The 25,718-nt window shown below is 72.8% G+C and carries 20 protein-coding genes; 13 read left to right on the top strand and 7 right to left on the bottom strand.

Annotated elements, in window-relative coordinates; all coding sequences use genetic code 11:
• Positions 1 to 29: 29 nt before the first annotated feature.
• Positions 30 to 4,523: a type I polyketide synthase gene (locus tag J1792_RS27105; protein WP_207248386.1), complete on the top strand. Its 4,494-nt coding sequence runs from the start codon at positions 30 to 32 to the stop codon at positions 4,521 to 4,523.
• Between the two features lie 50 nt (positions 4,524 to 4,573).
• Positions 4,574 to 6,142 carry a long-chain-fatty-acid--CoA ligase gene (locus J1792_RS27100; protein ID WP_242646623.1) on the top strand — a complete coding sequence of 523 codons (1,569 nt, stop codon included), beginning with the start codon at positions 4,574 to 4,576 and terminating at the stop codon, positions 6,140 to 6,142.
• A gap of 89 nt (positions 6,143 to 6,231) precedes the next feature.
• Here J1792_RS27100 and J1792_RS27095 read toward each other — a convergent pair whose 3' ends face one another.
• Positions 6,232 to 7,698, bottom strand: coding sequence for a flavin-containing monooxygenase (locus J1792_RS27095; protein ID WP_207248385.1), 1,467 nt, complete (start codon positions 7,696 to 7,698; stop codon positions 6,232 to 6,234).
• 365 nt (positions 7,699 to 8,063) lie between these two features.
• On the opposite strand from J1792_RS27095, the gene J1792_RS27090 reads away from it, so the two are divergent.
• The 3 genes from J1792_RS27090 (at position 8,064) to J1792_RS27080 (ending at position 11,139) form a co-directional block, all read left to right on the top strand.
• A complete protein-coding gene (locus J1792_RS27090) occupies positions 8,064 to 9,716 on the top strand; it encodes an APC family permease (RefSeq protein ID WP_207248384.1) in 1,653 nt (550 codons plus the stop codon).
• A gap of 184 nt (positions 9,717 to 9,900) precedes the next feature.
• Entirely contained in the window at positions 9,901 to 10,377 is a 477-nt protein-coding gene (locus J1792_RS27085; RefSeq protein ID WP_143587733.1) for a hypothetical protein, read from the top strand.
• 141 nt (positions 10,378 to 10,518) lie between these two features.
• Positions 10,519 to 11,139 (top strand): DsbA family protein, encoded by a 621-nt coding sequence (locus J1792_RS27080; RefSeq protein ID WP_086571875.1) that lies wholly within the window; start codon positions 10,519 to 10,521, stop codon positions 11,137 to 11,139.
• 127 nt (positions 11,140 to 11,266) lie between these two features.
• Here J1792_RS27080 and J1792_RS27075 read toward each other — a convergent pair whose 3' ends face one another.
• Positions 11,267 to 11,587: a hypothetical protein gene (locus J1792_RS27075; RefSeq protein WP_242646622.1), complete on the bottom strand. Its 321-nt coding sequence runs from the start codon at positions 11,585 to 11,587 to the stop codon at positions 11,267 to 11,269.
• 137 nt (positions 11,588 to 11,724) lie between these two features.
• Between J1792_RS27075 and J1792_RS27070 the strand changes: the two genes are divergently transcribed.
• Both J1792_RS27070 and J1792_RS27065 read left to right on the top strand, forming a co-directional pair.
• The gene (locus J1792_RS27070; protein ID WP_207248383.1) at positions 11,725 to 12,558 is read left to right on the top strand and encodes an ATP-grasp domain-containing protein; all 834 of its coding nucleotides are present in this window, start codon (positions 11,725 to 11,727) and stop codon (positions 12,556 to 12,558) included.
• 58 nt (positions 12,559 to 12,616) lie between these two features.
• Positions 12,617 to 13,771, top strand: a complete 1,155-nt coding sequence (locus tag J1792_RS27065) for a methyltransferase (protein WP_179198971.1) — start codon at positions 12,617 to 12,619, stop codon at positions 13,769 to 13,771.
• A gap of 81 nt (positions 13,772 to 13,852) precedes the next feature.
• On the opposite strand, the gene J1792_RS27060 is transcribed toward J1792_RS27065, so the two are convergent.
• The gene (locus J1792_RS27060) at positions 13,853 to 14,653 is read right to left on the bottom strand and encodes a trypsin-like serine peptidase (RefSeq protein ID WP_372446183.1); all 801 of its coding nucleotides are present in this window, start codon (positions 14,651 to 14,653) and stop codon (positions 13,853 to 13,855) included.
• 469 nt (positions 14,654 to 15,122) lie between these two features.
• Between J1792_RS27060 and J1792_RS27055 the strand changes: the two genes are divergently transcribed.
• The 6 genes from J1792_RS27055 (at position 15,123) to panD (ending at position 22,546) form a co-directional block, all read left to right on the top strand.
• Positions 15,123 to 16,742, top strand: a complete 1,620-nt coding sequence (locus J1792_RS27055) for a M48 family metalloprotease (protein WP_207248382.1) — start codon at positions 15,123 to 15,125, stop codon at positions 16,740 to 16,742.
• A gap of 19 nt (positions 16,743 to 16,761) precedes the next feature.
• Positions 16,762 to 17,826 (top strand): hypothetical protein, encoded by a 1,065-nt coding sequence (locus J1792_RS27050; protein ID WP_207248381.1) that lies wholly within the window; start codon positions 16,762 to 16,764, stop codon positions 17,824 to 17,826.
• Positions 17,827 to 18,248: 422 nt separating this feature from the next.
• The gene (locus tag J1792_RS27045; RefSeq protein WP_086571887.1) at positions 18,249 to 18,899 is read left to right on the top strand and encodes a DUF4360 domain-containing protein; all 651 of its coding nucleotides are present in this window, start codon (positions 18,249 to 18,251) and stop codon (positions 18,897 to 18,899) included.
• Positions 18,900 to 19,223: 324 nt separating this feature from the next.
• Positions 19,224 to 19,790: an ATP-binding protein gene (locus J1792_RS27040; RefSeq protein WP_179198972.1), complete on the top strand. Its 567-nt coding sequence runs from the start codon at positions 19,224 to 19,226 to the stop codon at positions 19,788 to 19,790.
• A 197-nt stretch (positions 19,791 to 19,987) separates the two neighbouring features.
• Positions 19,988 to 22,066 carry a SpoIIE family protein phosphatase gene (locus J1792_RS27035; protein ID WP_207248380.1) on the top strand — a complete coding sequence of 693 codons (2,079 nt, stop codon included), beginning with the start codon at positions 19,988 to 19,990 and terminating at the stop codon, positions 22,064 to 22,066.
• 63 nt (positions 22,067 to 22,129) lie between these two features.
• Positions 22,130 to 22,546, top strand: a complete 417-nt coding sequence (gene panD / locus J1792_RS27030; RefSeq protein WP_086575001.1) for an aspartate 1-decarboxylase — start codon at positions 22,130 to 22,132, stop codon at positions 22,544 to 22,546.
• A gap of 24 nt (positions 22,547 to 22,570) precedes the next feature.
• On the opposite strand, the gene J1792_RS27025 is transcribed toward panD, so the two are convergent.
• From J1792_RS27025 to J1792_RS27010, 4 genes are read right to left on the bottom strand one after another with little or no spacing between them, the layout of a single operon-like run.
• Positions 22,571 to 23,317 carry an alpha/beta hydrolase gene (locus J1792_RS27025; protein ID WP_242646621.1) on the bottom strand — a complete coding sequence of 249 codons (747 nt, stop codon included), beginning with the start codon at positions 23,315 to 23,317 and terminating at the stop codon, positions 22,571 to 22,573.
• 42 nt (positions 23,318 to 23,359) lie between these two features.
• Positions 23,360 to 24,631 carry an MAB_1171c family putative transporter gene (locus J1792_RS27020; RefSeq protein ID WP_207248379.1) on the bottom strand — a complete coding sequence of 424 codons (1,272 nt, stop codon included), beginning with the start codon at positions 24,629 to 24,631 and terminating at the stop codon, positions 23,360 to 23,362.
• Positions 24,628 to 25,158, bottom strand: coding sequence for a M48 family metalloprotease (locus J1792_RS27015; RefSeq protein WP_086575007.1), 531 nt, complete (start codon positions 25,156 to 25,158; stop codon positions 24,628 to 24,630). Before J1792_RS27015 ends, J1792_RS27020 begins: the two co-directional genes overlap by 4 nt.
• 16 nt (positions 25,159 to 25,174) lie before the next feature.
• A complete protein-coding gene (locus J1792_RS27010; RefSeq protein ID WP_086575009.1) occupies positions 25,175 to 25,624 on the bottom strand; it encodes a helix-turn-helix domain-containing protein in 450 nt (149 codons plus the stop codon).
• Positions 25,625 to 25,718: the final 94 nt, after the last annotated feature.

Raw genomic sequence — 25,718 nt, 5'->3', positions numbered from 1 at the left:
ACAGGAAAGATGAGCTCATCGGTGAACTGATGCGCGAGAAGTACGAGCCCATCGCCATTGTGGGGATGGGCTTGCGCTTTCCTGGGGGAAACACCGACGTCCCCGGTTTCACCGAATTCCTGCGCGCGGGGAAGTCCGGCATCCGGCCGTTGCCCGACGACCGCAGGCACCTCGACCCGGACCCCGGCGGCGCCTCGGACCGTGACCGGCCGGTCGGCGGCTTCCTCGACGGCATCGACCGGTTCGACGCCGCCTTCTTCAACATCTCGCCCAAGGAAGCCGTCTACATCGACCCCCACCAGCGCCTGGCCCTGGAGACGGCCTGGGAGGCGCTGGAGCACGCCGGCATGGACCCGGCCGCCCTGCGCCACAGCACCAGCGGCGTGTTCATGGGCGTGACCACGCTGGACTACATCTTCGAGGCCACCGACCTCGACCCCGCCGACGTGGACGGCTATCTCGCGCCGGGCCTGAGCCACAGCGGCGTCTCGGGCCGGCTGTCGTACTTCCTCGGCCTGCGCGGCCCCTGCCTCACCGTCGACACCACCTGCTCCTCGTCGCTGGCGGCCGCCCACCTGGCCGTCCAGGCGCTGCGCAACGGCGAGTGCGGTCTGGCCCTGTGCGGTGGCGTGAACGTCATCCACAACGCCCTGGGCAACAGCGTCCTGCAGGCGGGCAACATGCTCGCCCCCGACGGGCAGTGCAAGTCGTTCGACGACAGCGCCGACGGCTACGGCCGCGCCGAGGGCTGCGGCGTGCTGGTGCTCAAGCGGCTGTCCGACGCCCGCCGGGACGGCGACACCGTGCACGCGGTGATCAGCGGTTCGGCGGTGGGCCAGGACGGCGAGAGCGCCGGACTGGCCGCGCCCAACGGCGCCGCCCAGGAGGCCGTGCTGCGCGCCTCGCTCGCCAGCGCCCGCCTGGAGCCGGCCGACATCCAGTACGTCGAGGCCCACGGCACCGGCACGGCCCTGGGCGACCCGACCGAGATGGGCGCCATCAGCGACGTCTTCGCCGAGTCGCACAGCCCGTCCGCCCCTGTGGTGGTCGGCTCCCTCAAGACGAACATCGGCCACATGGAAGGCGCCGCCGGCGTCGGCGGGATCATCAAGGCGGCCCTCCAGCTGCGCGAGGGCACGATCTTCCCGCACCTGAACTTCGTCAACCCCTCGCGGCGCATCGCCTGGGCCACCGCCCCGGTCACCATCCCCACCGAGGCCCGCCCCTGGCCCGCCGCCACGACCCGGCGCGCGCTCGTCAACGGCTTCGGCGTCACGGGCACGCTCGCGAGCGTCGTCGTGGAGCAGGCCCCGGCCGAGACCCCTGCCGCTGCCGAGGCCCCCGCGGTCACCGGGACGCCGGCCCTCACCGGGACCGACGCGACGCAGCCCCAGGGCGGCGTCTTCACCCTCTCGGCCAAGAACCGCAAGTCGCTGCGCGCGCAGGCGGAACGCTACAAGGAGTTCCTGGAGCTCGATCCGGGACAGCCGGTCGCCGACCTCTGCCGCACGGCCAACACCGGCCGCGCCCACTTCAAGTACCGGATCGCCGCGCCCGTCCGCGAGCACCGCGACATCACCCGCCTGCTCGACAAGCACCTGGAGCAGGCGGACGCCCAGGCGACCACCGGCGTTCCCAAGGTGGCGCTGCTGTTCACCGGCATGGGCTCGCAGTACGCCGGCATGGGCGCCGCCCTCTACCGCCAGTACCCCGTCTTCCGCGACGCCCTGGACGAGTGCGACCGCCTCTTCGCCCCCCTCCTCGGCCTCTCGCTCAAGGACCTCATGCTCGGCGAGAGCGAGAGTCGGGGCGAGAGCCAGGGCGAGGGCGAGGCGCCCGGCCTGATCGACCAGGCCCGCTACGCCCAGCCCGCCGTGTTCAGCCTGGAGTACGCCCTGGCCCAGCTGTGGCTCTCCTGGGGACTGCGGCCCTCCGTGCTCATCGGCCACAGCCTCGGCGAGGTCGCCGCGGCAGCCGTAGCCGGACTGTTCTCGCTCGAGGACGCCGCCCGGCTGGTGGCCGAGCGGGGACGGCTGAGCCAGTCGGTGACGGTCCCCGGCGGAATGGCGGCCGTGGGCGCCCCGGCCCGGGACATCGCCCCGCTCCTCGAGCCGTACCCGGACCTGGGCATCGGCGCGATCAACGGCCCCACCCAGTGCCTGGTGTCCGGCGGCCGCGACGCGCTCACCGCGCTCGGCGAGGTGCTCGCGGAGAAGGGCGTCAAGTTCACCGTCCTGCCGTCGGCCGTGCCGTACCACTCGCCGCTGCTGTCCGGGATCCTCGACGACTTCCGGGCGGTCCTGGAGACCATCAGCTTCCGGACCCCGAACATGACGCTGGTCTCCAACGTCACCGGCCAGGTCGCCAAGGCGGCGGAGATCGCCACCCCCGACTACTGGGTCCGCCACCTGGTCGCCCCGGTCGACTTCGAGGCCGGGATCGCGGCCGTGGAGAAGCGCGGCCGCCACGCCTTCGTGGAGGTCGGGCCCTCCGGCGCCCTGACGTCGCTCGCCCGCAACTGCGCCGCCGACCCGGGCCACCTGTGGCTGAGCAGCACCTACCGGGGCGACCAGGACGCGGAGCGCGTCCGCCGGTCGCTGGCCCAGCTGTACTCCGCGGGCCTGCCCGTCTCCTGGACCGGCTACCACCGGGGCCGCCCGGGCCGTAAGGCCGACCTGCCCGCGTACGCCTTCGACCGCAAGCCGTACTGGCTGCCGACGCCGCAGCGCCGGCAGGCCGAGGAGGCCTGGCGGGCCGAACGCACCCCGGAGGCCGAGCGGGAGAAGGACCGCCACCTCTTCTACGAGGCGCACTGGGACCGGCAGCCGCTGCCGGAGACCCGCCGCGGACCGCGCCACGTGCTGGCGCTCGGTGGCACCGCCGAGCGGTACCCCCACCTCGTGGCGAGCGCCGCCGACGCCGGCGTGCGCCTGACCTTCGCGGCCTCGGCCGGCGACCTGGCCGCTCTGCTCCGCGACGAACCGCCCACCGACCTCTGCTGGTTCTGGCGCGGCGACCTCGGCGCCCCGGACGGCCCCGGCGGCACGGAGGCCGAGCGGCTGCGCGTCGAGAGCGAGGCCAACTACCGTGAGCTGCTGGACGTCCTGGGCACGCTCGGCGAGGTGCGCTTCGGCCGCAACCAGCGCCTGTGGCTGATCACCGAGGGCGCCCAGCAGCTGCCCGGCGACGCGCCCGGCGACCGGGTGCCCGCCGCGTCCACCCTCTGGGGCTTCGGACGGGCGCTCGCGGTCGAGTGCCCGGGCTACCAGGTGACCCTGGTCGACCTCCCGGCCGACGGCACCGGCCACGAGGCGCTCGTCGGCGAGTGGCTGTCGGCCGGCGACGCCGAGGCCCAGCTCGCCCACCGCGGCCAGGAGCGCTGGGTACGGCGCCTGCGCCGCGCCGAACCGGGCGAACGGCCGCGCCGCGACAAGCCGGTCACCATCCGCCCCGACCGCACCTACGTCATCGTCGGCGGCCTCGGCGCCCTGGGCCTGACCACGGCCCGGCGGCTCGTCGGCCTCGGCGCCCGCCATCTGGCGCTCCTCACCCGCACCGGGGCCTCGGCCGAGGAACTGGCCGCCCTGAACCTGGGGGAGGGGGTCCATGTGACGGCACCGCGCTGCGACATCGGCTCGGCCGAGGACGTCGTACGGGTCACCGCCGCGCTCGCCGAGGGCGGCCACCCGGTGGGCGGCATCGTCCACGCGGCCGGCACGGTCGCCGACATCCCCGTCGCGGACCAGACCTGGGAGAGCATCGACACCGTCTTCCGGACCAAGGTCTTCGGCGCCTGGCTGCTGCACGAGGCCACCGTCTCGATGCCGGAGCTGGACTTCTTCGTCGGCTACTCCACCGCGGCATCGGTCCTGGGCGCCACCACGCAGACCAACTCCTGCGCCGGCAACGCCTTCCTCGACCACCTGATGGCCTGGCGCGACGCCCGGGGCCTGCCCTCGCTGAGCGTCGGATGGGGCCCCTGGGCCGCCGTGGACCCGGCGCGCAAGCTCAGCAGCTCGCTGGTCAGGAGCTGGGAGGGCCAGGGCATCACGTTCCTCGAGCCCGCCGAGGCCATGGAGGCGCTGCCCACCCTGCTCGAGCGCGAGGGCGCCCACATCATGGCCGGGGCCTGCGACTGGGAGCGCTTCATCGCCCGTAGGCCGGAGAACGCCCTGTACACCGAGCTGAGGACGAACGGCGCCGGCACCGAGGGCGGCGACGCGGCCCTCGACCTGGCGACGCTGCTGGCCGCCTCGGGACAGGAGCGGCTGAACGCCATCAACGCGACGGTGCGCGGCCGGATCTCCGACGTGCTGCAGTTCGCCGCCGAGGACGTGGAGCCCGACGCCGAGCTCGCCGACCTCGGCCTGGACTCCCTCAACGCGGTGGAGCTGAAGAACGCCCTGGAGTCCACCTTCCGGGTCACCCTGCCCGTGTCGATCGCCTTCGACCAGCCCAGCGTGAACCTGCTGGCCGACTACATCGACCGGCTGCTCGGCCCCGGCCTCGAGGAAGCGGCGTGAGCGGCGCCGGCCCTGCCACCCCACCGAACGGAACGGACAAGGACATGCCCATGGACCCAGCCCGTCCGCGGACGCTGGACGGCGTCATCGCGCACCAGGCCGGTGTGCGGCCCGACCAGGCGGCCGTCATCTGCGAGGGCCGCGTCGTCAGCTACGCGCGGCTGCACCGGGAGAGCAACCGTACGGCCCGCGCGTTCCGCGCCGCCGGGATCGGCCCCGGCTCCCGCGTGGCCTACCTCGGCAAGGAGTCGGAGGAGTACTGGGAGGCGGCCTTCGCCTGCGCCAAGATCGGTGCGGTGCTCGTCCCGGTCAACTGGCGGCTGACCGCGGAGGAGGTCGACCACATCCTGCGCGACTCCGGCACCGAGCTGCTCCTGGTCGACGAGGAGCACCTGCCGGTCGCCGAGAAGGTCAGGGACCGGCTGCCCCGGCTGACTGCCCTGGTGCCGTTCGGCCCGGCGGGGGCCGCCGCCGGCGGGCTGACCGCCCGGAAGGCGGAGTGCCCCGACGACGACCTGGCCCCCTTCGGCGACGACGAGACGCCCGTCGCGCAGATCTACACCAGCGGCACCAGCGGCCTGCCCAAGGGCGTGGTGCTGCCCCACCGCAGCTTCTTCAACGTGGCCGAGGCCATGGACTCCCACGGCCTGGACTGGCTCGACTGGAAGGAGGGCGACAAGAGCCTCCTCGGCCTGCCCGGCTTCCATATCGGCGGGCTCTCGTACGCCATGCAGGGCTTCAACGCCGGCGTCACCGTGGTCTCCATGCCTATGTTCATCAGCTCCGACGCGGTCCGCCTGATCGAGGGCCTGGCCATCACCACCGCCATCGTGGCGCCGGCCATGCTGCAGATGATGCTCGCCGAGCCGTCCGCGGCCCGGGGCGCCCTGAACTCCCTGCGCAAGGTGGTCTACGGCGGCTCGCCGATCACCGAGACCCTCCTGGCGCGCTGCCTGGAGCGGATGAACTGCGACTTCCTGCAGATCTACGGAAGCAGCGAGACCGGCAACTTCGCGGTCTGCCTGCCGCCCGCCGACCACGTCCCCGGCAGCCCCCGGCTCCGGGCGGCGGGCCGGCCGTACCCGGGCATCAAGGTGAAGATCGTCGACCGGGAGGGGCGGGAGCTGCCGCCCGGGGAGACCGGGGAGATCTGCGTCAGCACGCCCGCCCGGATGGTGGACTACTGGGGCCTGCCGGAGGCCACCGCGAAGACCGTGGTGGACGGCTGGATCCACATGGGCGACGCCGGGTACCTCGACGAGGACGGCTACCTCTACGTCAACGACCGCGTCAACGACATGATCATCGTGGCCGGCGAGAACGTCTATCCGACCGAGATCGAGAACGCCCTCACCCGGCACCCGGCCGTGGCCGAGGCGGCGGTGATCGGCCTGCCCCACGAGCGCTGGGGCGAGTCGGTGCACGCGCGGCTGGTGCTCGCGCCCGAGTCCCGGGTGACCGTCCGGGAGCTGCTGGTCTTCCTCAAGGGCCAGATCGCGGACTTCAAGATCCCGACGACGTACGACTTCGCGGAGCTGCTGCCGCGCAACCCCAGCGGGAAGATCCTGCGGCGCGGCGTACGGGAGGAGCTGCTCGCCCGGGCGGCCGCGACCGGCTGACCGGCCCGCACGACAAAGGCCCGGCCGCACCTCCTCGGTGCGGCCGGGCCTTTCGCGTGTGCGCCGGGCGGGAGTCGGCGCCGTACGCGCTACGGCGTGCGCAGGATCTCGTAGTCGGCGACGGTGAAGTCCTTGGTCGCCTGCCGGTAGTCCTCGATACTGCCCGGCCAGTTGTTGACGATCTTGCCCATGGGCGTCTTGTACCAGCTGGTGCAGCTGCCCGCGAACGCCGTCCGCGTGAGCTGCTCCTGCAGCCTGTCGTTGTGCTCCGCCATCACCTCGGGGCGGACGTCGAAGGCGGCGGCGGAGTGCTCCGCCAGCGCCTCGATCGCCCGGACCGCGTAGTCGATCTGCGACTCGACCATGAAGAGGATGGAGTGGTGCCCGAGGTTGGTGTTGGGCCCGTAGAGCATGAACATGTTGGGGAACCCGCTGACGGTCGTGCCGAGGTACGCCTCCGGCCCTTGCTGCCAGGCGTCGCGCAGCGAACGACCGCCGCGCCCGGCGATCTCCACCCCGCCGGCCACCAGCAGCGACTTGAAGCCGGTGGCGTAGGCGATCACGTCGACCTCGTGCAGGCGCCCGTCCGCGGTCCGTACGCCCTCCGGCTCGATCCGCTCGACGGCCGTGTCGACCAGGTCGACGTTGTCGCGCAGCAGGGCGGGGTAGTAGTCGTCCGTGATGAGGACCCGCTTGCAGCCGAACTCGTAGGTGGGCCGCAGGCGTTCGCGCAGCTCCGGGTCGGGGACCTGCTGCTCGAGGTGGTTCAGCGAGATCTGCTGGAACTCGTCGCGGACGGGGTTGCTGTCCAGGGACAGCCCGTCCGCCCACCGGTCGCGCTCGTGGTAGAGCGAGTCGCGCAGCGAGGTGTAGCCGGCCGGGTCGTTCAGCAGGTCCTGCCGCTCCTCGTCGCCGAGGGCGCGGTCCATCCGGGGCAGCAGGTAGTTGGGCGACCGCTGGAAGACGGTCAGGTGCTCCGTCTGCCCGGCGATCGCGGGGACGAGCTGCACGGCGCTGGCGCCGCTGCCGACGCAGGCGACGCGCTTGCCCGTCAGGTCGAGGTCCTCGGGCCAGCGGGCGGTGTGGACGGACAGGCCCGTGAAGGTCTCCCGTCCCTCCATCTCGCCGTACGAGGGCTGGTTGAGCTGCCCCCAGGCGGTCACCAGGACCTCGGCGGTGATCTCGCTCCCCGTGCCGGTGCGCACCACCCAGGTGCGGTCCTCCTCCCTCCAGGAGGCGGTGGTGACCTCCGTGCCGAAGCGGATGTCCTCGTGCAGGTGGTGGTGCTCGGCGAACAGCTCGATGTTGTGGAGGATCTCCGGCTGCGTGGCATAGACGCGGCTCCAGTCCGGCTGCTCGCCGAAGGAGAACCAGTACAGGTGCGACTGAACGTCGCACGCGGCTCCGGGATAGGTGTTGTCGCGCCAGGTGCCTCCGATGGAGTCGGCCTTCTCCAGGACGACGAACGAGGTCTCGCCGGACAGCTTCAGACGTGCCGCCATGGCGAGCCCCGCCATGCCGGCGCCTATGATCACGATCTTGTAATCGGTGCGCAAGTGGAACTCCCTGCCTCGATGGTGGACCGAGGCATCGGCTCGGTCTCCCATGCCGTTGACAAGGGATAACTTGCCAGCCTGTTCTGACACCGCTCTGACCCGCGGCTGATACCGGAAGACGCGGCGGGCCACGGGGCGCGGCGGGCGGTCACGGAGGGCTCCGTTCAGGGGGTTACCTGCGGTTGTCGTAGTATGTCGGGCGTCGCTCCTGTGTCCTCGGCCGTGCCCGGTGTCCGTTCCCGGCGGCCGTTTCCGGCGAAACCCACGCGTTCGGTGCCGGTGCGCCCTGCGGGCGGTCGACCTCCGCCCGGCCCGGCAGGCGACGGCTTCCCGTCTTGGTCTCCAGACAGAACGGAAAACACCTCGTGGATCTGAGCGCGGCCCCTCGGAAGGGCCTCAGCCTCTTCGCCTTGATCATGATCGGCCTGGGGTCCATATTCGGCTCCGGCTGGCTGTTCGGCGCGGGACAGGCCGCCCAGGTCGCCGGCCCCGCCGCGCTGGTCGCCTGGGTGATCGGCGCCGTCTTCATCGGCATGATCGCCATGTCGTACGCGGAGGTCGGCGCCGCCTACCCGCTGCCGGGGGCCATGGCCCGCTTCGGTTCCCTCTCGCACGGCCCGGTGCTGGGCTTCATCACCGGCTGGGCGGTGTGGATCGCGACCGCCTCGCTGATCCCCATCGAGGCCATCGCCGGCACGCAGTACATGTCCTCGTGGAGCTTCGGCTGGGCCCGCGACCTGGTCTCCGACGGCCGGCTGACCGGCACCGGCATGGGCATGGCCCTGCTCCTGACCGTCGCCCTGTGGCTGGCCTGCTACCGGTCGGTCGAGCTGCTGGCGCGCGCCAACAACCTGCTGACGCTGGTCAAGTTCGCCATCCCGGTGCTCGCGGTCGGCGCGCTCATCGCCTCCGGCTTCCACACCGGCAACTTCACCGCCCACGGCGGCTTCGCCCCCAACGGCTGGTCCGCCGTGCTCACCGCCGTCAGCGCCTCGGGCGTCGTCTTCGCCTTCAACGGCTTCCAGGCCGTCGTCAACCTCGGCGGCGCCGCCAAGAACCCCGGCCGCGCCATCCCGCTCGCCCTCGTCGGCGCGCTCTCCCTCGGCTTGGTCATCTACCTCGCTCTGCAGGTCGCCTTCCTGGGCGCCGTGCCGCCGGAGCGGCTCGCCGAGGCCGGCGGCTGGAGCGGAGTGAACTTCGCCTCGCCCTTCGCCGACCTCGCCAAGCTGCTGATGCTGCACTGGGTCGTCACCATGCTCCAGTTCGGCGCCTTCATCTCGCCGAACGGCGCCAACATCGGCAACGTCGCCTCGGCCGCCTACCTGGCCCAGAACCTCGCCGAGACCGGCTTCTTCCCCAAGAAGATCGCCGAGGTCCACCCCCGCTACGGCGTCGCCCGCCCCGCCATGTGGCTCAACCTCGGCTTCTCCGTCCTGCTGCTGCTGACCGTCGGCCACAGCTGGGAGGCCCTGGCGAGCGTCGTCTCCGCCGCGATGGTCGTCTCCTACCTCATGGGCCCGATCGCGGTCGGCGTCTTCCGCCGGACCAAGCCGGACCTGCCCCGCCCCTTCCGGCTGCCCGCCGCAAAGGTCCTCTGCCCCATCACCTTCGCCTTCGCCGCCTGCGCCCTGTACTGGTCGAAGTGGCCCAACACCGGCAAGGTCGCCCTGCTCACCCTGGTCTCCGTGCCCATCGCCGCGCTCGTGCTGCGCCGCCGGGGCGCGGGGAGCCTGCGCCGGCAGTTCGCCCCGGCCTGGTGGATGCCCGCCTTCCTGCTGTGGCTGGCGCTGCTGTCCGCGCTCGGCAGCACCGAGTTCGGCGGCCACGGCGTGATCCCGGGCGGAGTGGACATCGCCCTGGTCGCCCTGTCGGCCGTCGGCTTCTACTTCTGGGCGGTACGCGCCGGCGTCCGGGCCCACCGGGACGGGCTGCCGGGCCCGGACCCCGTGACCGGGGCCGCGGACCGTCCGGTCCCCGCACCGCGCCGGTCCGAGACCGCCGGAGCGGTCGCCGCCTGACCGTCCGTAGCGCGGAGAGATAAGGCATAAAGGGGTCGCGGCTCGTACGAGCCGCGACCCCTCGCCGTTCGCCGGGCCCGAGCGGGGCGGCCGGTGCCGGATGGGGAGGGCACGGCCCGGGCTCGTTATGATCCCGGTCGGCCCGGGCGATCATCCGGGCCGGTTGTCGTTCGTGAGGGGAAACATGCGCAAGTCAGCCACCGCGATGGCCCTGGCCGTGACCGCCGTCCTACTCGCCGGCTGCGGCGGGGGTGCCGAGAGCGGGGATGGTGGTGGGGACGGCGGCGCGAAGAACGCCGCCACCGGCGCGCCGTCCGCGAAGCCGAAGGGCGACGCGAAGGCGGACGGCCCGGCCGTGGGCCCGACGCGCGAGGTCACCATCGAGGTGGCGGGCGGCGAGGGCTCGACGCAGGTCTACTACAACCTGGGCGACGACAACGGCGCCGAGCAGGTGTCCCTGCCGTGGAAGAAGACCGCCAAGGTCACCCTGAAGGGCGCCGAGATCAAGGTCGGCAGCCTGGTCTCCGTGGCGCCCGGCTCCGTCAAGGGCTCCGACGGCATGCTCAAGGCCGCGTCGTGCGTCATCACCGTCGACGGGAAGAAGGTCGCGGACAACCAGGACGGCGCGCTGCCGAAGCCCTGCGAGTACACGCTGAAGTAGGACCCCGCGGGCCGGGGCGGCGACCTCCGGGAGGAAAAACTTTCGGACGCCGGAAATATCTGACACCGCAGACACTGTTGTGTCAGATGTACTGCTCGCGTCCCCGCGGGCACCGCCCCGCTCCCGGAGGAGACGCCCCCCATGAAGCTCGTCTACGTCTTCGATGCCTACTGCGGCTGGTCGTACGGGTTCGCCCCCACGCTGGCCGAGACCGCCCGCCGGCACCCCGGCCTTCCCGTGGAGGTCGTCTCCGGCGGCCTCTTCACCGGGGCGCGCCGCGTGCCGATCCGCGAGTTCGGCTACGTCCAGGGCGCCAACGCCAAGATCGCCGCGATGACGGGCGTGGAGTTCGGCGCGGCCTACGACCGGCTGATCGCGGACGGCTCCTTCGTCATGGACTCCGAGGCCGCCGCCCGTGGCATGGCCGCCCTGCGGCAGGCCGCCCCCGCCCGGGCCGCGGAGCTGGCCGAGGCGCTGCAGACGGCGTTCTACCGCGACGGGCTGAGCCTGTCGGACCCCGCCACGTACCGCGTGATCGCCGAGCGGGCCGGGCTGGACGCCGACGCCGTCGTCACCGCCTTCCCGTCCCCGGCCGCCCGGGCCGCCGCCGCGGCGGACTTCCGGCACTCCCGCGGGCTGGGCGTCGAGGGCTTCCCCACCCTGCTCGCCGTCGACGCCCGGCGCGGGCCGGCCGTCCTGGCCGTCGGCCACGCCACCGCCGACATGATCGACCAGCGTCTGGCCGCCCTCGCGGCCTCCTGACCCGGCGGCCTCCCCGGCCCGGCCGCGTGAGTCCCGGCCGCGTGAGTCCCGGTCGTACGAGGCCCGGACGCGGCCCGGCCCGGCACGTAACCCATCGCGCCGGGCCGGGCCGCCGAACGGTCCCGCGTCAACGCGGGTCGTACCTCAGGCTCTTGAAGGGGAAGTTCTTCGGGGCCTCCCTGCGGGGGCCGAGGCGCAGCTCCTTGCCCTTGCAGTTCTTCTCCGAGTAGACGGCGAGCGGCTTGCTCATGTAGTTCTGCGCGCCGCGGGCCTCCTGCTCCATGGACATGCACTTGTTCGGCGGCAGCTGCTGGACGAAGTAGGGCTTGCCCTTGGGGCCCACCCAGGCGAATCCGCCGTCCATGGCGGCCGCGCTGCCCGTGGGCAGCGCGGTGGCGAGGAGGAGTCCCCCGAGGGCGGTGACAACGGCGTTGCGGAACAGTCGCATCACGGATCCTTGGTCTCGACGTCGAACGGACGGGGCCGGCGGCCCTCGCAGCGGTCAACGACGCCGGACGCCCCGACGACACGGTGCGTGACGGGTGCAGGTAGTTTTGGGGGACCACCGATCCACCGGAGAGAGTCATGAGCACCGCCCGGTCCCGCGTCCTGTACGTCACTGACCTGGCCTTCGAGGCCAAGGGGCGCCGGTACTGCGACGAGGACATATACCTGAGCTCCCGGCTCCGCGAGGACTTCGACGTGGCGCTCTGTCACCCCCTGGACGCCGTGGCCCTGATGGAGGACTTCGACGTCGTCGTGGTCCGCAACAGCGGCCCTGTGCTGCACTACCAGGCCGCCTACGACGCCTTCCGCGAGCGCGCCGCCGAGCGCGGCGTGCTGGTGTACAACCAGCTGTCGGGCAAGGCCGACATGGCCGGCAAGCAGTACCTCCTCGACCTGACCGCCGCCGGCTTCCCCGTGATCCCGACCGCCGGCCGCCCGCAGGACCTCGAGAGGCTGCCGGAGGCGGCCGAGTACGTCGTCAAGCCCCGGCTCGGCGCGGACTCCATCGGCCTGGAATTCGTCTCCCGTGACCGGCTCGCGGACCTGGTGTACGACGACGTCCTGGTGCAGCCGCGCATCGACTTCCGGTACGAGGTGTCGTTCTACTTCGTCGACCACGCGTTCCAGTACGCGCTCCACGCCCCCCGCCCGGACCGGCGCTGGGAGCTGGCGCCGTACGAGCCCACCGCCCAGGACCTGGCCTTCGCCCAGCGGTTCGTCGACTGGAACGACATCGAGCACGGCATCCAGCGCGTGGACGCCTGCCGCACCCCGGAGGGCGCCCTGCTGCTGGTCGAGCTCGAGGACCTCAACCCCTACCTGTCGCTGGAGGCCCTCGCCCCCGCCGCCCGCGACGCCTTCGTCACGACGATGAAGACGTCGGTGCACCGGGCGGTCCGCGGCGCGGCCTGATCCGCGGCGCCCGGCGATGTGCGAGGGGCGCGGGGGGCTCGGTTAGCCTGAGGGCACGATGAACTGCCTGACGACGCCCTTCGGCGAGATCGCCCTCACCCGCTTCCCCGAGGACCCCCGCGACCAGCTGCGCGCCTGGGACGCCGCCGACGAATACCTGCTCGCGCACCTCGCCGGGACCGACGGCGAACCGGTGGACCTGTCGGGCACCGTGGTCGTGCTGGGCGACCGGTGGGGGGCGCTCGTCACCGCGCTCGCCGCGCACCGGCCCACGCAGATCACCGACTCCTACCTCGCCCGCGAGGCCACCCGGGCCAACCTGGCCCGCAACGGCGCCGACCCGGAGGCGGTGCGGCTGCTGTCCACCCGCGACACCCCGCCGCCCCGCATCGACGTGCTGCTGGTCCACGTGCCCAAGAGCCTGGCCCTCCTCGAGGACCAGCTGCACCGCCTGGCGCCCTCCGTGCACGCCGGCACCGTCGTCATCGGCACCGGCAGGGTCACCGAGATCCACACCTCGACGCTGCGGCTCTTCGAGCGCCTCCTCGGCCCGACCCGCACCTCGCTGGCGAAGAAGAAGGCCCGGCTCATCTTCTGCACGCCCGACCCAGGCCTCGCGCGGGAGGCGAGCCCCTGGCCGCGCACCTACCGGCTGCCCGACGACGCCGGGGCCGGCTCGGGCCTGACCGTCACCAACCACGCCGGCATCTTCTGCGCCGAGCGCCTGGACATCGGCACCCGCTTCCTCCTGCGCAACCTCCCGCACCGCCGGGGCGCCGAGCGGATCGTCGACCTGGGCTGCGGCAACGGCGTCGTCGGCACGGCCGCGGCCCTCGCCAACCCCGCCGCCGTGCCGGTGTTCATCGACGAGTCCTACCAGGCGGTGGCCTCCGCGGAGGCCACGTTCCGGGCGAACGCCGGCCCTGAGCGGACGGCCGAGTTCCTGGTGGGCGACGCCCTGTCGGCCGTCGAGCCCGGCAGCGTCGACCTGGTGCTGAACAACCCGCCCTTCCACTCCCACCAGGCCACGACGGACGCCACCGCCTGGCGGATGTTCACCGGCTCGCGCAGGGCGCTGCGCGCGGGCGGCGAGCTGTGGGTCATCGGCAACCGTCACCTCGGCTACCACGTCAAGCTGCGCCGGCTGTTCGGCAACTGCGACGTGGTCGCCTCCGACCCGAAGTTCGTCATCCTGCGGTCCGTCAGGACCTGAAGTTCCCCGGCGGTCGTGCCCCCGGGACGCGCGGAGGCGTGAGGCGTCCCGGGGTCCCGCATCGCCGTGCGGTGGGCGTCGTCAGGCGACCTGCGCCTGGTCGTAGACGCTCTTGACCTCGTCTCCGAAGTACGGGCCGAACATCCTGTTGGGCAGGAAGGTGTAGCCGAAGCTGTTCACCGAGGCCTGCAGGCCGGTGCCGGTGGCCTCGTCGAACGAGGTGAACCACGGGCCGCCGCTGGAGCCGCCCGTCATGTTGCAGCCCAGGCCGTGGTCCTTGGTGAGCAGGAAGTCCTTGGAGGAGTTCCCGCTGCAGTGGATGAGCCTGGTGCCGTCGTACGGCGCGGCGGCGGGGAAGCCGAAGGCGTACATGGCCTTGTTGTAGCCGCCGTTGAAGGACAGGCCCTGCGCCCCGGTCACGTCGGTCAGGCTCTTGCCGTCCAGCCGGCCGACGACGGCGAAGCCGACGTCGAAGTTCATGTCCTCGCTGGCCACCCACTGGGGCGTGGACAGGGTCTTGGTCGCGGACCAGGTGCCGTAGGGCGCCTGACCGTCGTGGTAGCCGGGGGCGAACGTCCAGTCGGTGTGCCAGTTGCCCTGGTACTTGACGCAGTGTCCGGCGGTGACGACGGTGCTGGCGTTGCGGCTGGTGACCGCGTCGGCCGAGCAGGAGGCGGTGCGGCCCTGGAAGCTGAAGAACACCCGGCCCGAGGTCTTCACCACCGCGCCGCCGCCGGTCCACGGCCCGCCCGCCTGGGGGAAGGACCTGACGTGCGCGCTCGGCGCGGTGGGCGCGACGGTCGTCGCCCGGCCGGCGGACCGGGGGGCCGACGGCGCGCCGGCGGAGACGGTGACGAGGTCCAGCGGGGTGGCCGAGCGCATCCGCTCGGGCGTCCAGAAGTCCCTGACCCGCTGCTGGGCCGTCGCCGAGGCGGCGGCGGTGTGGGCCGTGAGGAGGGAGGGGGAGGGGCCGGGGCGGCGCCGGCCGGGACGGCCTGGGCGCCCGCGGCGACCAGGGCGCCGGCTGCCAGCAGGACGCCGGCGATCGTACGGCGGGTTCGTCTCACGCGTACTCCTTCTGCCGAGGCCGCGCGGACCGCACGCGGCCGTGTGGGGGCCGGACCGCGCGGTGGCGGCGGTCCGGGCAGACGAGTGGAGCGGATGCGAGGGTGCGGTGAGCAGGGTGCCACGGGACGCGACATATTGACAGGGGCGTGTCAACTCTGTGGCGGGGTGACGGCCCGTCGGTCCGACAGGTAATCAGCTTGCTGGCTCGAACGCCCGTACTGCATGATTGCCCGGCTCACTGCCTGTTTGACCCATCTCCTCACCCTGCGAGGGCCCCTGCCCCATGGGCGTTTTCCTGCGTGCGTCGCGCGCTCTTCTTCTGCTCGCCGGCTTCTACCTGCTGTGCCTCCTCGTGCTCGGCGTGTTCGCCGGGACCGCGCTCGCCGTCCACCACTGGGCGCCCGGGGTCGCCGCGCTGAAGATCGACTTCATCCTTGCGCTGCTCGCGCTCCCGGTCGTCAGGGCGTCGTTCTTCCTCCGCCCCCCGCAGGACGACGGCCAGGACGGACTGCGGGTCAGCAAGGCGAGCCAGCCGGAGCTGTGGGCCGTGGTGCGGCAGGCGGCCGAGGCGGCCGGGACGAGGGCCCCGGACGAGATCCGGCTCACCGGCGCCGTCAACGCCGCCGTAAGCGAGGACGCCCGGATGCTCGGCCTGACGCCGGGCCGCCGCCGGCTCCGTCTCGGCGTCCCGCTCCTGGCCGGACTCACCCGGGCGCAGCTGATGGCCGTCCTCGGCCACGAGTTCGGCCACTACGGCAACGCCGACACCCGGCTGTCCGCCATCACCTGGCGCGGCCGGCTCGCCGTCACCCGTACCGTGCGCGCCTACCACGAGCAGGCCGACCGGCGGGTGGACAAGGAGCGGACCCGGCAGGAGAAGAAGGCCGTCAAGGCCGTGGCCAAGGGCAGGAAGGCCAAGGCCGTGGACACATCCGGCGCGGGGTTCGGCCACCGCCGGACGGCCAAGGTGTTCGTCGCCTACGCGAAGTTCTACCTGCGCTCCAGCCAGAGCGTCGCCCGGCGGCAGGAACTGGCCGCCGACCGCGTGTCCGTGCGGATCGCCGGCCGCGACGCCGCGGCCTCCGCCCTCCGCGAGACCGCCGCCCTGGACGCCGCGCACGCCTTCTACCTGCGCACCTACGCCACGGCGGGCCTCGCGGCCGGACTGATGCCGCCGCGCGGGCAGTTCTACGGCGGCCTGGCCCGGCTGCTCGCCGAGCCGGGACGGCAGGAGGAACTGGCCGGGCTGCGCGCCGAGCCGCCGCGGGAGGAGACCTCCCCCTACGACGCCCACCCGCCGACCGCCGAACGGATCCGCCTGATCGAGGCGCTGCCCGACGACGGGCGCGGCGACCCGGCGTCCTCCGGCCCGGCGATGGCGCTGCTGCGCGAGCCCGAGCGCGTGCTCGGCGAGCTGGAGGACGTCACGCTCACCGCGGAGTCGCTGGCCATGCGCCGCGTGGACTGGCCGGAACTGCTCCACCTGGGCCGGCGGGCCGAGTGCGCCGCCGGCGCCGAACCGCTGCGGGAGGCCGTACGGCAGGTCCTCGGCGGCGACGCCACCCTGCGCGCGCTGCTGGACGCGGCCGACGGCGGGGCGCTGTGGCGCGTCGCCGACGCGCTGCCCAAGTCCGAGGAGGCGAGCCGGGCGAGCGGCCGGGCGGCACGCGAGTTCCTGCGCCCCCTGCTGCGGTCCGGCCTGGCGGAGCTGGTGATCCTGGAGCTCGTCGACGCCGGGCTGGCCCGCTGGGAGATGTCCTGGTCCGACGGCGCCCGGCTCGACCTGTCGGACGACTACGGGGACCGGCTGAACGAGGCCCTGGAGGCCGCGGTCGCCGACACGCCGGACACGCGGCCGCTGCGGCTGCTGCTGCCCCGGGCGCTCCACCCCGCCACCTTCTGAAGAAACGAACGGAACACCTGTGGGACGCCTGCTGCCCCTCTTCGTCATCGCCTTCCTCGTGTACCTCTGGTTCAGATCCCGCCGCGGCGCGTCCGCCGGGACCCGGTCGGCCTCGCCCTCCGCGCTCTCCGAGGGCGCCTTCGCCCTCGGCTTCCTGCCGGAGAGCGCTCAGAACACCGAGCGCGCCCGGCGCGACGCCGAACTGGACGCCCTGAGCGCCTCGGTACGGGCCGGCGAGTGGGAACCCGCCGCGCGTGCCGTCGCGGCCGCCGGCCGGAACTGGGAGCGCCGCTCCGAGATCGTCGGCGAGGTCGCGGGCGTGGCGGCCAAGGACGACGCCTGGCTGACGGCCTGGGAGACCGCGCGCCCCGACGACCCCGACGCCGCGGTCGTGCGCGCGAAGTCCACCGTCTTCCTCGCCTGGGAGGTGCGCGGCGGCGCCCGGGCGGACAGCACCAGCCGTGAGCAGTTCGAGGGCTTCGACCGGGTGCTCCGGCGCTCCCGCGCCGAGATCGAACGCGCCAAGGCCCTCAACCCCGAGGACCCGACCCCCTGGATCACCGAGGTCTGGGCGGCGCTCGGCCTCGGCTACTCGCACGAGGCGATGCGCGAGCTGTGGGCCGAGCTCACCGCCCGGGCGCCCCACCACTACGCGGCCCACTACAGCGCCCTGCAGTACTGGTGCGAGAAGTGGCGCGGCTCGGAGGCGCTGGCGTGGGAGTTCGTGGAGCCCGCGATCGCCGCCGCCCCGCCCGGGACGCTGCTGCCCGCGCTGCGGCTGGTGCTGTGGTACGAGCACCACGACGACGACGCGTCGGAGGCCGACTACCGCGAGGCGGGACTGACGTCGTACGTCGACGCGGTCCTCGCCGACATCGCCATGGCGCCGCCCACACACCTGCGGCTGGCGGAGGTCCGCCATCTGCTGGCGTACTTCCTGGTGCGGCAGAAGCGCCACGCGGAGGCGCTCGAGCAGTTCCGCATGGTCGACGGCCATGTGGAGGCGCTGCCCTGGCGGCGCTACACGGACCCGGCGGCCGCCTACTGCGCCTTCCGCGACACGGCGGTCCGCAAGGCCCGCTGAGGGCGGGGCCCTTCCCGGCGGCGGGGAGCGGGAGGACCGTCCGGACCCGGTGTTCGAGGCCCTGCTGCGCCGCGACTGAACCTGACGTTCCGGCGGCGGGTTCCGGCCAGGCCCGCCGACGGCCCCCGCGGCGGCCCGTGGCGCGCAGTCTGGCCAACCCCCCTCGCGCCGCCTACCATGCGAACGCTCCCAGTCCCACGGGCTGCGGGGAGCCCCTGGGTTGGCATGGGCATGACCCTCTATGACCATGTCGCCGGCGGCCACGGCCGCCGCCCGCGGACCCTCCCGGCTCGCCCGGCACCGCCGGTTCCGCCGCCCTCCCCTTCCGCTCGGGGGAACAGCCGTCGCCAACGGGCGCGGGACCACGTGTCCTTGTCTTTCCCCGCGGGTCTCGAGGCCCGTAGACAACCGATTGGAGCACCATGCCCGCCGGACTGCTCACCGCAGGCGCGATCACCGCGTTGCTCGCCGCGCCGCTGTCCACGCACAACCCGTCGGTCATCACCAACCCGCCGCCGGACAAGATCGTCATCGAGGTCGCCACCGTCAACGGCTCGGGCTGTCGGGCCGGGACCGCCGCCGTCGCGGTCTCGCCCGACAACACGGCCTTCACCGTCACCTACAGCGACTACCTCGCCCAGGTGGGCGTCGGCTCCAAGCCCACCGACTTCCGCAAGAACTGCCAGCTGAACCTGAACGTGCACGTGCCGCAGGGCTTCACCTACGCGATCGCCGCGGCCGACTACCGCGGCTACGCCAAGCTCGAGCCCGGCGCCTCGGGCACCGAGAAGGCGTCGTACTACTTCCAGGGCTCGCCGGTCACCACCCCCAGCAGCCACACCTTCAGAGGCAACTACGCGGACAACTGGCAGGCCACCGACAGCGTCCCGATCGCCGCGCTGGTCTGGCACCCCTGCGGCGAGCTGCGGAACTTCAACATCAACACCGAGCTGCGGGTCAACGCCGGCACCTCCGACCCCAACAGAACCACCAGCTTCATGACCATGGACTCCACCGACGGCAGCCTCAACACCATCTACCACCTGGCCTGGAAGGAGTGCCCGAAGACCTGACGGCGAGGCTCCGGGCGGGGGCGGTCGGCGGGCCGCCCCCGCGCACCGCGACATGGCCGGATCGTGGCGTCGCTCACAGCGACTTTATGCCGAGCACACCCCCGGTCACCTGCGGATATCGCACTGCGCGCATCAAGGGTCACTCATAGGGTATAGACCTGTGGCGGAAACCGAGCGAATGTGGGGGGAATTCCTTGCGAAGACCGGCGGACCGGGCAGCACGAGAGCCGACCGCACCGGCGGACCGGACGAGAGATCGGCCGGAATTCCTTCGCACCCCCTCGAGCGCACCAGAGCCACATGCCTGCATTCAGTCATGACATCGTGAGTCCCACGCATACGGCCGACGCCATCACCAGCGCCTCCGATGCCCTCGCGGACCGGGCCCCCGGTCCACGGCGGCTCCCCGGCCCATGGGGCCAGGGGCTGCTCTCCTGCTCGCACAGCGCTCCCGGCCTCTGGCCGGCCCGGACGCCGGGTCCGCCCCCGGCCGCCGGGACGGTGACGCTGCCCTCCTCGCCGCGTTCCGTGGCGGCCGCCCGCAGGTTCGCCGGCGCCCTCCTGGCCGAATGGGGGCTCCACGACCTGGTGGCAGACGCCGTCCTCCTGCTGTCCGAGCTGGTCACCAACGCCGTGGTGCACGTGCCGGAGGGCGCGGGCGAGGTGGAGCTGGTCCTGCGCCGGACGGCGGACCAGCTCGTCGCCCAGGTGAGCGACGCCGGCGGCTGCCTGCCGGCGTGCGCCGAGGCCGGCCCGGACAGCGAGGGGGGCCGCGGCATGTGGCTCGTCGAGCAGATCGCCGCCCGGTGGGGTCACCACGCCACGGGCGGCGGCACCGGCAAGACCGTCTGGTTCGCCCTGTCCCTCCCCCCTGCCACGCCGGTCGAGTGACCCGCGCCTCGGGGGCGCGCGGGAGGCGGCATCACACCACCAATGGCGTTCGGACCGTCGCCGCGGGCTGCGCACCGGGCGGGTTCGGAGGGAACATGGAAGACGCTGCGGCGTAACGGGCGAGAAAGGCACTGAGGAGCCGGACCGGCACGTTCCGGCGCGAGGCCGCCGCACCACCCCGAGCGGGAGGACCTCGAATGGGCACCACGGACGCATTCCGGCCGGACCCGGGCCGGGTCAGGGCGGCCCCGTACGAGGCCGGCGGGCTGCTCGACGTGCTCAGGGTGGCCGCCGTGGTGCTGGACCAGGACGGCCGGATCGTGCTGTGGAGCCCGCAGGCGGAGGAGTTGTTCGGCTGGACCGCCCCCGAGGCGCTGGGCCACTACGCGGCCCGGCTGCTGGTGGACGAGGACAACCAGCAGGAGGTCCTGGAGCTCTTCGCCAAGGTCATGGGCGGCGGCGGCATGTGGGCCGGGGTCTTCCCCGCCCGGCACAAGGACGGCAGCCTGCGGCCGCTGGAGTTCCGCAACATGCGCCTGGAGGACAAGGACGGCGACGTCTACGCCCTCGGCATGGCCACCGACCAGCAGATCGTGCGCGACGTCGAGCGCGACCTGGCCCTCTCCCTCCGCCTGGTGGCCCAGTCCCCGATCGGGCTGGCTGTCCTGGACGCCGGCCTGCGCTACGTCATGGTCAACCCCGCGCTCGAGCGCATCCACGGCCGGCCCGCCCACTCCTACCTCAGGCGCCCGGTCCGGGAGGCGCTGTCCTTCCTGGGCGACCGCGACGCCCGGGCCATGGAGGACTCCATGCGGGAGGTCATGGCCACCGGTGTCCCGCTGGTGGACCAGTTCGTCGTCGGCCCCACGGCCGACCCGGCCGCCGGCGAGCGCGCCCGCCTGGTCTCCTTCTACCGGCTGGAGGACCCCGCCGGCCGCCCCATGGGCCTGGCCACCTCCGACGTCGACGTCACCGACCGGCACCGCACGGTCACCGAGGCACGCCGCAGACTGGCCCTGATCGCCGACGCCTCCGTACTCATCGGCACCACCCTCGACCTCGACCAGACCGCCCGGGAACTGGCCGAGGTCGTCGTCCCGGTCCTCGCCGACGTGGCCGCCGTCGACGTCCTCGACACCGCCCTGCAGGGCAACTCCGCCCCGGCCGGCGACCACGCCGCCGTCTTCCGGGCGCTGGCCGTCGCCTCGGCCGACGCCACCGACGCCGTGCGCGCCGCCGACCCGCCGGGGGAGATCGCCAAATACGACGCGGACCGGCTCGTCTCCCGCTGCGTGACCACCGGCCACCCCGTCCACCTGCCCCATGTCACCCCCGAGGACCTGCCGCGCATCGCCCGCGACGCGGCGGCGGCCGAGCTCCTGGGCCGCGCCGGGCTGCACTCCTACATGGCCGTGCCGCTGATCGCCCGCGGCGAGGTGCTGGGCGCCCTGGACCTCAAGCGCACCCGCAACCCCGAGCCCTTCGGCGAGGACGACGTCGTCCTCGCCGGGGAGCTCGCCGCCCGCGCCGCGGTCTGCATCGACAACGCCCGGTGGTACCAGCGCGAGCGCGCCACCGCCCTCACCCTCCAGCGCGACCTGCTGCCCAAGCCGCCCCAGAACCTGGTGGGGCTGGAAGTCGCCTACCGCTACCAGCCCGCGGGCGCCGCCGTCCAGGTCGGCGGCGACTGGTTCGACGTCATCCCCCAGGCCGGCGACACCAGCGCCCTGGTCGTCGGTGACGTCATGGGCAGCGGCATCAACGCCGCCGCGGCCATGGGCCAGCTGCGCACCGCCGCCCGCACGCTCTCCGGCCTGGACCTCGACCCCGCCCAGGTGCTGCGCCACCTCGACCGCACCGCCAGTGGCCTGGACCAGACGATCGCCACCTGCCTCTACGGCGTCTACGACCCCGGCAGCGACCGCTGCTGCTTCGCCAATGCCGGCCACCTCCCGCCCGTCCTGGTACGTCCCGGAGCGCGCCCGGCGCTGGTCGACCTGCCCACCGGTGCCCCGCTGGGGGTCGGCGGCGTGCCCTTCGAGAGCGTCGCGGTGCCGCTCACCCCGGGCGATCGGCTGGTCCTCTACACCGACGGCCTGGTCGAGACCCGCGACGAGGCCATCGACGCCCGCCTCGAGGAACTCCTCCGCCTGCTCGACGGGCGGGACCTGGACCTCGAGTCCACCTGCGACCTGCTGCTGGGCGAGCTGCGCGCGGACAACGACCAGGACGACGTCGCCCTGCTCATCGCGCGGGTGTCGCCCGGCGGGCGGTAGTGCCCGACCTCACCGGGCACCGCCCTGGGCTCACCCCTGCCGGGCACATAAAATGACCACACCATGTATCGCACCATGATGAAGTCCAAGATCCATCGCGCCACCGTGACCCAGGCCGACCTGCACTACGTGGGATCGCTGACCGTCGACGCGGACCTGATGGAAGCCGCCGACCTGCTGCCCGGCGAGAAGGTCGACATCGTCGACATCAACAACGGCGCCCGGCTGTCGACCTACGTCATCGAAGGCCCCCGGGGCACCGGCGTGATCGGCATCAACGGCGCCGCCGCCCGCCTGATCAGCCCCGGTGACCTGGTCATCGTCATCGCCTACGGCTCGATGGACGACGCCGAGGCCCGCACCTTCGAGCCCCGCGTCGTCTTCGTCGACGAGCACAACGCCGTGGCCCACCTCGGCGGCGACCCGGCCGCGGTCCCCGAGGGCTCCGGCCTCTCGCGCGGGGACCGCGTGGCGGGCTGACGCCCGCCGCTCAAGGCCTTCGCCTCAGGCCGCCGGGACCCCGGCGGCCTCGGCGATCGTACGGGCCGTCAGCTCGGCGGCCGCCCGGATCAGCTCGTCCTCGCTCGCCCGGCAGCGGTCCAGCGCCGGGTCGTACTCCGCGCCGATGGCGCCCGCATGGTTCGCCCGCACCTCCTCCAGCCGCGCCGGCCAGCGGTGCGCGATGAGGGACTCCAGCAACTCACGTGAGCACGTGGTGTCCATCAGCTCGTCCGCCGTGCCGTGCACCAGGCTGACCGGGACCGGCAGCGGATCGGAGGGTCCGCCGACCGCCAGGTCGGCCAGCGGGGGAGTGCCCGTGGTGCGCGCCGGGCGGTCGTAGCGCGAGGCGATGCCCACGACCGCCGCCGGCCGCCAGCCGTCCGCCACCGCCGGGTTGAGGGCCACGCCCATCGCCGCGGAGGCCCCCGCCGACCAGCCGGCCAGGACCATGCGCCCGGCGTCGCCGCCCAGCGCGGCCGCGTGCGTACGGGCGTACTCCAGCGAGGCCAGCAGGTGCGCCCGGCCGCCGTCGGGGGCGTCGGAGCGCCAGTCGGGGACGAAGACGAGCGCCCCCAGGCCGGCTACCGTCCGTGCCAGCGGCTCCAGGACGTCCCGCTCGTCGGGGCCGATGCCGTGCCAGAGCAGCACCGTCGCCAGCGGCGTCGGGTGCGTGCCGGGCCGGTAGACATCGATGAACTTGCCGTTGGGCGCGGTGGCGAGTTCGTGGTGCACATCAACTGGTACTGGCACGGTGGCCCTTCCGTATCGACTGCTGCTTACCGCAGGACGCTATCAACCGCCGTCGGCCGACTGACGTCGCATCACCTCCACTTGAACGCCGTCGTCGCCGCTGCCGGCTCCGGCTCCGTCGCCGCCGTTGTGCGCCGCGGACGCGGGCAGGGCGGCGAATGCGGTGGCGACGCGCACCAGCCACACCGCCTCGTCGGACAGGTCGTTGCGGGCGACGGGAGGGTCGGCCGGCGTCGTGCCGTCGGCGGCCGCCGCCCGGCCCTCGGCCTTGCTCGCCAGGGCCGACCTGATGCGGACCGCCTCGACGTGGGCGCGCACGTCGTCCTCCGGCATTCCGGCGGCGAGGGCCTCGTGCCGGGCCCGTTCCGCCGCCGCCGGGTCGTGGTGGGCGCGCAGGGCGAGCTGCCCGTCCCGGATCTCGATGACCCGGCGGTAGAGGCGGAACTCCATCTGCCGCAGCACCAGCCGGTCGGCGAAGGCGCCGCGGGCCGGGGCCAGGGCGATCGTGGGCACCGCCGCGTGCAGGGCGGCCCACAGCGGATACAGCCGGCGGTGGCGGCGGTAGGCCGTCATCCAGTGGCCGGCGGCGGCCACGCGCGGCCCCCAGCCCGGCAGCGTCCAGCCCACCAGGGTGACCGCGGAGCCGAGGTCGCCGCACAGCCAGGCCACGTCCTCCCAGGCGCTCAGGTCGAAGTCGAAGACCGTGCCCAGGATGTTCCCGGCCCTGACCGCGCCGTAGCCGAGGGTGACGAACGCGCCGACGGCGATGACCCGCAGCCCCCGGCGGAGCCAGGTCCGCCCCGCCACCCGGGAATAGCCCCAGCAGACGCGGAAGACATTGGCCTCGCCGATGAGATAGACGCCGATGTACAGGGAGAGATAAGCGATGTAGTAGGGGTCGTGGACGTAGTAGAGGGTGAATCCCTTCAGCCGCTGCACGGTGGGGGTGAGCAGACAGAAGAGCGCGATGAGCGCGGCCAGGGACAGGGCGCAGAACGTCAGCTGCCAGCGCACCAGCCGGCGCGCCCGCTCGGGCGGGCGCGCCCAGTACGTCAGGACCACCTGCTGTCCGACGACCAGTGACAGCACACAGCTCTGCGCGACGAGTGCCGCGATGTTCGGGATGCCGGTGAGTTCGTCCAGGCGTGCCCACACCGGGGGCAGGGAGACGAAGAAGCTCATCCCCGAGAGCGCGAAGACGGCGCACAGCGCGGCCAGGGCGGGATCCCTGGGGTTCTGCCGCAGCGCGCGCAGCTTGTAGAAAAGGCCCGCCCAGGCGACGACGACTCCGAGGGAGTGCAGGAAAGTGATCACGTCTCGTCCGAAAAGGCGCCGCGCAGGGACCGGTCCAGCCGCTCGACCGTCTCCGCGGCCTCGCGGGGGACGGACCAGTTGCGTTCCAGCGGTTGCCGGTTGGCCTCCTGGAGGATCAGCGAAGCGACCATCTCGGCCTCCTGTTCTTCGGCCGAGGTGTAGTACGTGCGCTGCAGCACGCCCTGGACCATGGCCGGATCCAGCGTGGGCAGCAGGAGGCGTGACGTTTCCTCACCCAGGACCGCGTTTTCCTTGTGGCCGCAGACGACGTGACCCAACTCGTGGGCGATGATGTGTTCCTGATGCAGCGGACTGGTGTCGTGTTCGTAAAAGATGTAATCTACATCCGGTGCGGATATCCATAATCCGCAGGGCCCGTCCACGGGAAGTCGGACGGGCTCCAGATGAATCGGTCGGCCATGCCGTTCGGCCACCCTCCGGGAAAGCTCCCAGACGTCGAACGGCGATGGAATGTCCAGGCCGCGAACCAGCTCCAGACTTCGCTGGTGCAACCTCTTGAATTTCACGGGTCCCCCGTAGTGGCTAGGGGTTTCTGTCGGGCGGACGGGTCCGGTTCGTGGGAAGTCCTTCCAACTCGCGGACCCGCTCGATCACTTCGTTGATCGAGTGCAGGCTCTCGGGGGACAGTCCGGCCGCGCGGAGTGCGACGCGCTGCACCTGGGTGTCCTTGAGAGCCACCAGGAGACGCAGGTCGGCATTGACCGCCGCCGTCACCTGGTCGTCGAAGAAATAGGCCGGAGGCACGCCGAAGAACTTCGCCAGCGCCTCCACATGCCGCAGTGTCGGATTGTTTCGCTGACCCTTGCGCAGCAGCCAGATGTAGCTGCCGGAGATCGGGACGCCTCCCGCGGTGATCGCGCGTGCCACTTCTTCCGTGCTGTACGGCTCCCGGCCGGCCGGAACCACCGTGCGGAACAGGTGGTTGAGTTTGTCGGCCAGCGTGGGCTCCGCCGAAGCGTCGGGGTCGTTCATGATCGCACCTCCCTCCTGCCGTCAATCTAGCTTAAGGGGCCCCGCACGGGCCCATGTGCCAGCGCATCCAATGCGGTTGACAGAGGCGGGGGTC

This window comes from Streptomyces triculaminicus (genome assembly GCF_017349075.1).
Taxonomy (GTDB): domain Bacteria; phylum Actinomycetota; class Actinomycetes; order Streptomycetales; family Streptomycetaceae; genus Streptomyces; species Streptomyces triculaminicus.
Note: the sequence above shows the minus strand (reverse complement) of the source record. Positions and strands in the feature narration are given on the sequence as shown.

Coding starts and splice junctions, on each gene's coding strand:
- J1792_RS27045 (WP_086571887.1), top strand. CDS start 18,249: ATGCCCGCCGGACTGCTCACCGCAGGCGCGATCACCGCGTTGCTCGCC.
- J1792_RS27075 (WP_242646622.1), bottom strand. CDS start 11,587: ATGCGACTGTTCCGCAACGCCGTTGTCACCGCCCTCGGGGGACTCCTC.
- panD (WP_086575001.1), top strand. CDS start 22,130: ATGTATCGCACCATGATGAAGTCCAAGATCCATCGCGCCACCGTGACC.
- J1792_RS27105 (WP_207248386.1), top strand. CDS start 30: ATGCGCGAGAAGTACGAGCCCATCGCCATTGTGGGGATGGGCTTGCGC.
- J1792_RS27085 (WP_143587733.1), top strand. CDS start 9,901: ATGCGCAAGTCAGCCACCGCGATGGCCCTGGCCGTGACCGCCGTCCTA.
- J1792_RS27065 (WP_179198971.1), top strand. CDS start 12,617: ATGAACTGCCTGACGACGCCCTTCGGCGAGATCGCCCTCACCCGCTTC.
- J1792_RS27070 (WP_207248383.1), top strand. CDS start 11,725: ATGAGCACCGCCCGGTCCCGCGTCCTGTACGTCACTGACCTGGCCTTC.
- J1792_RS27010 (WP_086575009.1), bottom strand. CDS start 25,624: ATGAACGACCCCGACGCTTCGGCGGAGCCCACGCTGGCCGACAAACTC.
- J1792_RS27080 (WP_086571875.1), top strand. CDS start 10,519: ATGAAGCTCGTCTACGTCTTCGATGCCTACTGCGGCTGGTCGTACGGG.
- J1792_RS27035 (WP_207248380.1), top strand. CDS start 19,988: ATGGGCACCACGGACGCATTCCGGCCGGACCCGGGCCGGGTCAGGGCG.
- J1792_RS27055 (WP_207248382.1), top strand. CDS start 15,123: ATGGGCGTTTTCCTGCGTGCGTCGCGCGCTCTTCTTCTGCTCGCCGGC.
- J1792_RS27100 (WP_242646623.1), top strand. CDS start 4,574: ATGGACCCAGCCCGTCCGCGGACGCTGGACGGCGTCATCGCGCACCAG.
- J1792_RS27060 (WP_372446183.1), bottom strand. CDS start 14,653: ATGCGCTCGGCCACCCCGCTGGACCTCGTCACCGTCTCCGCCGGCGCG.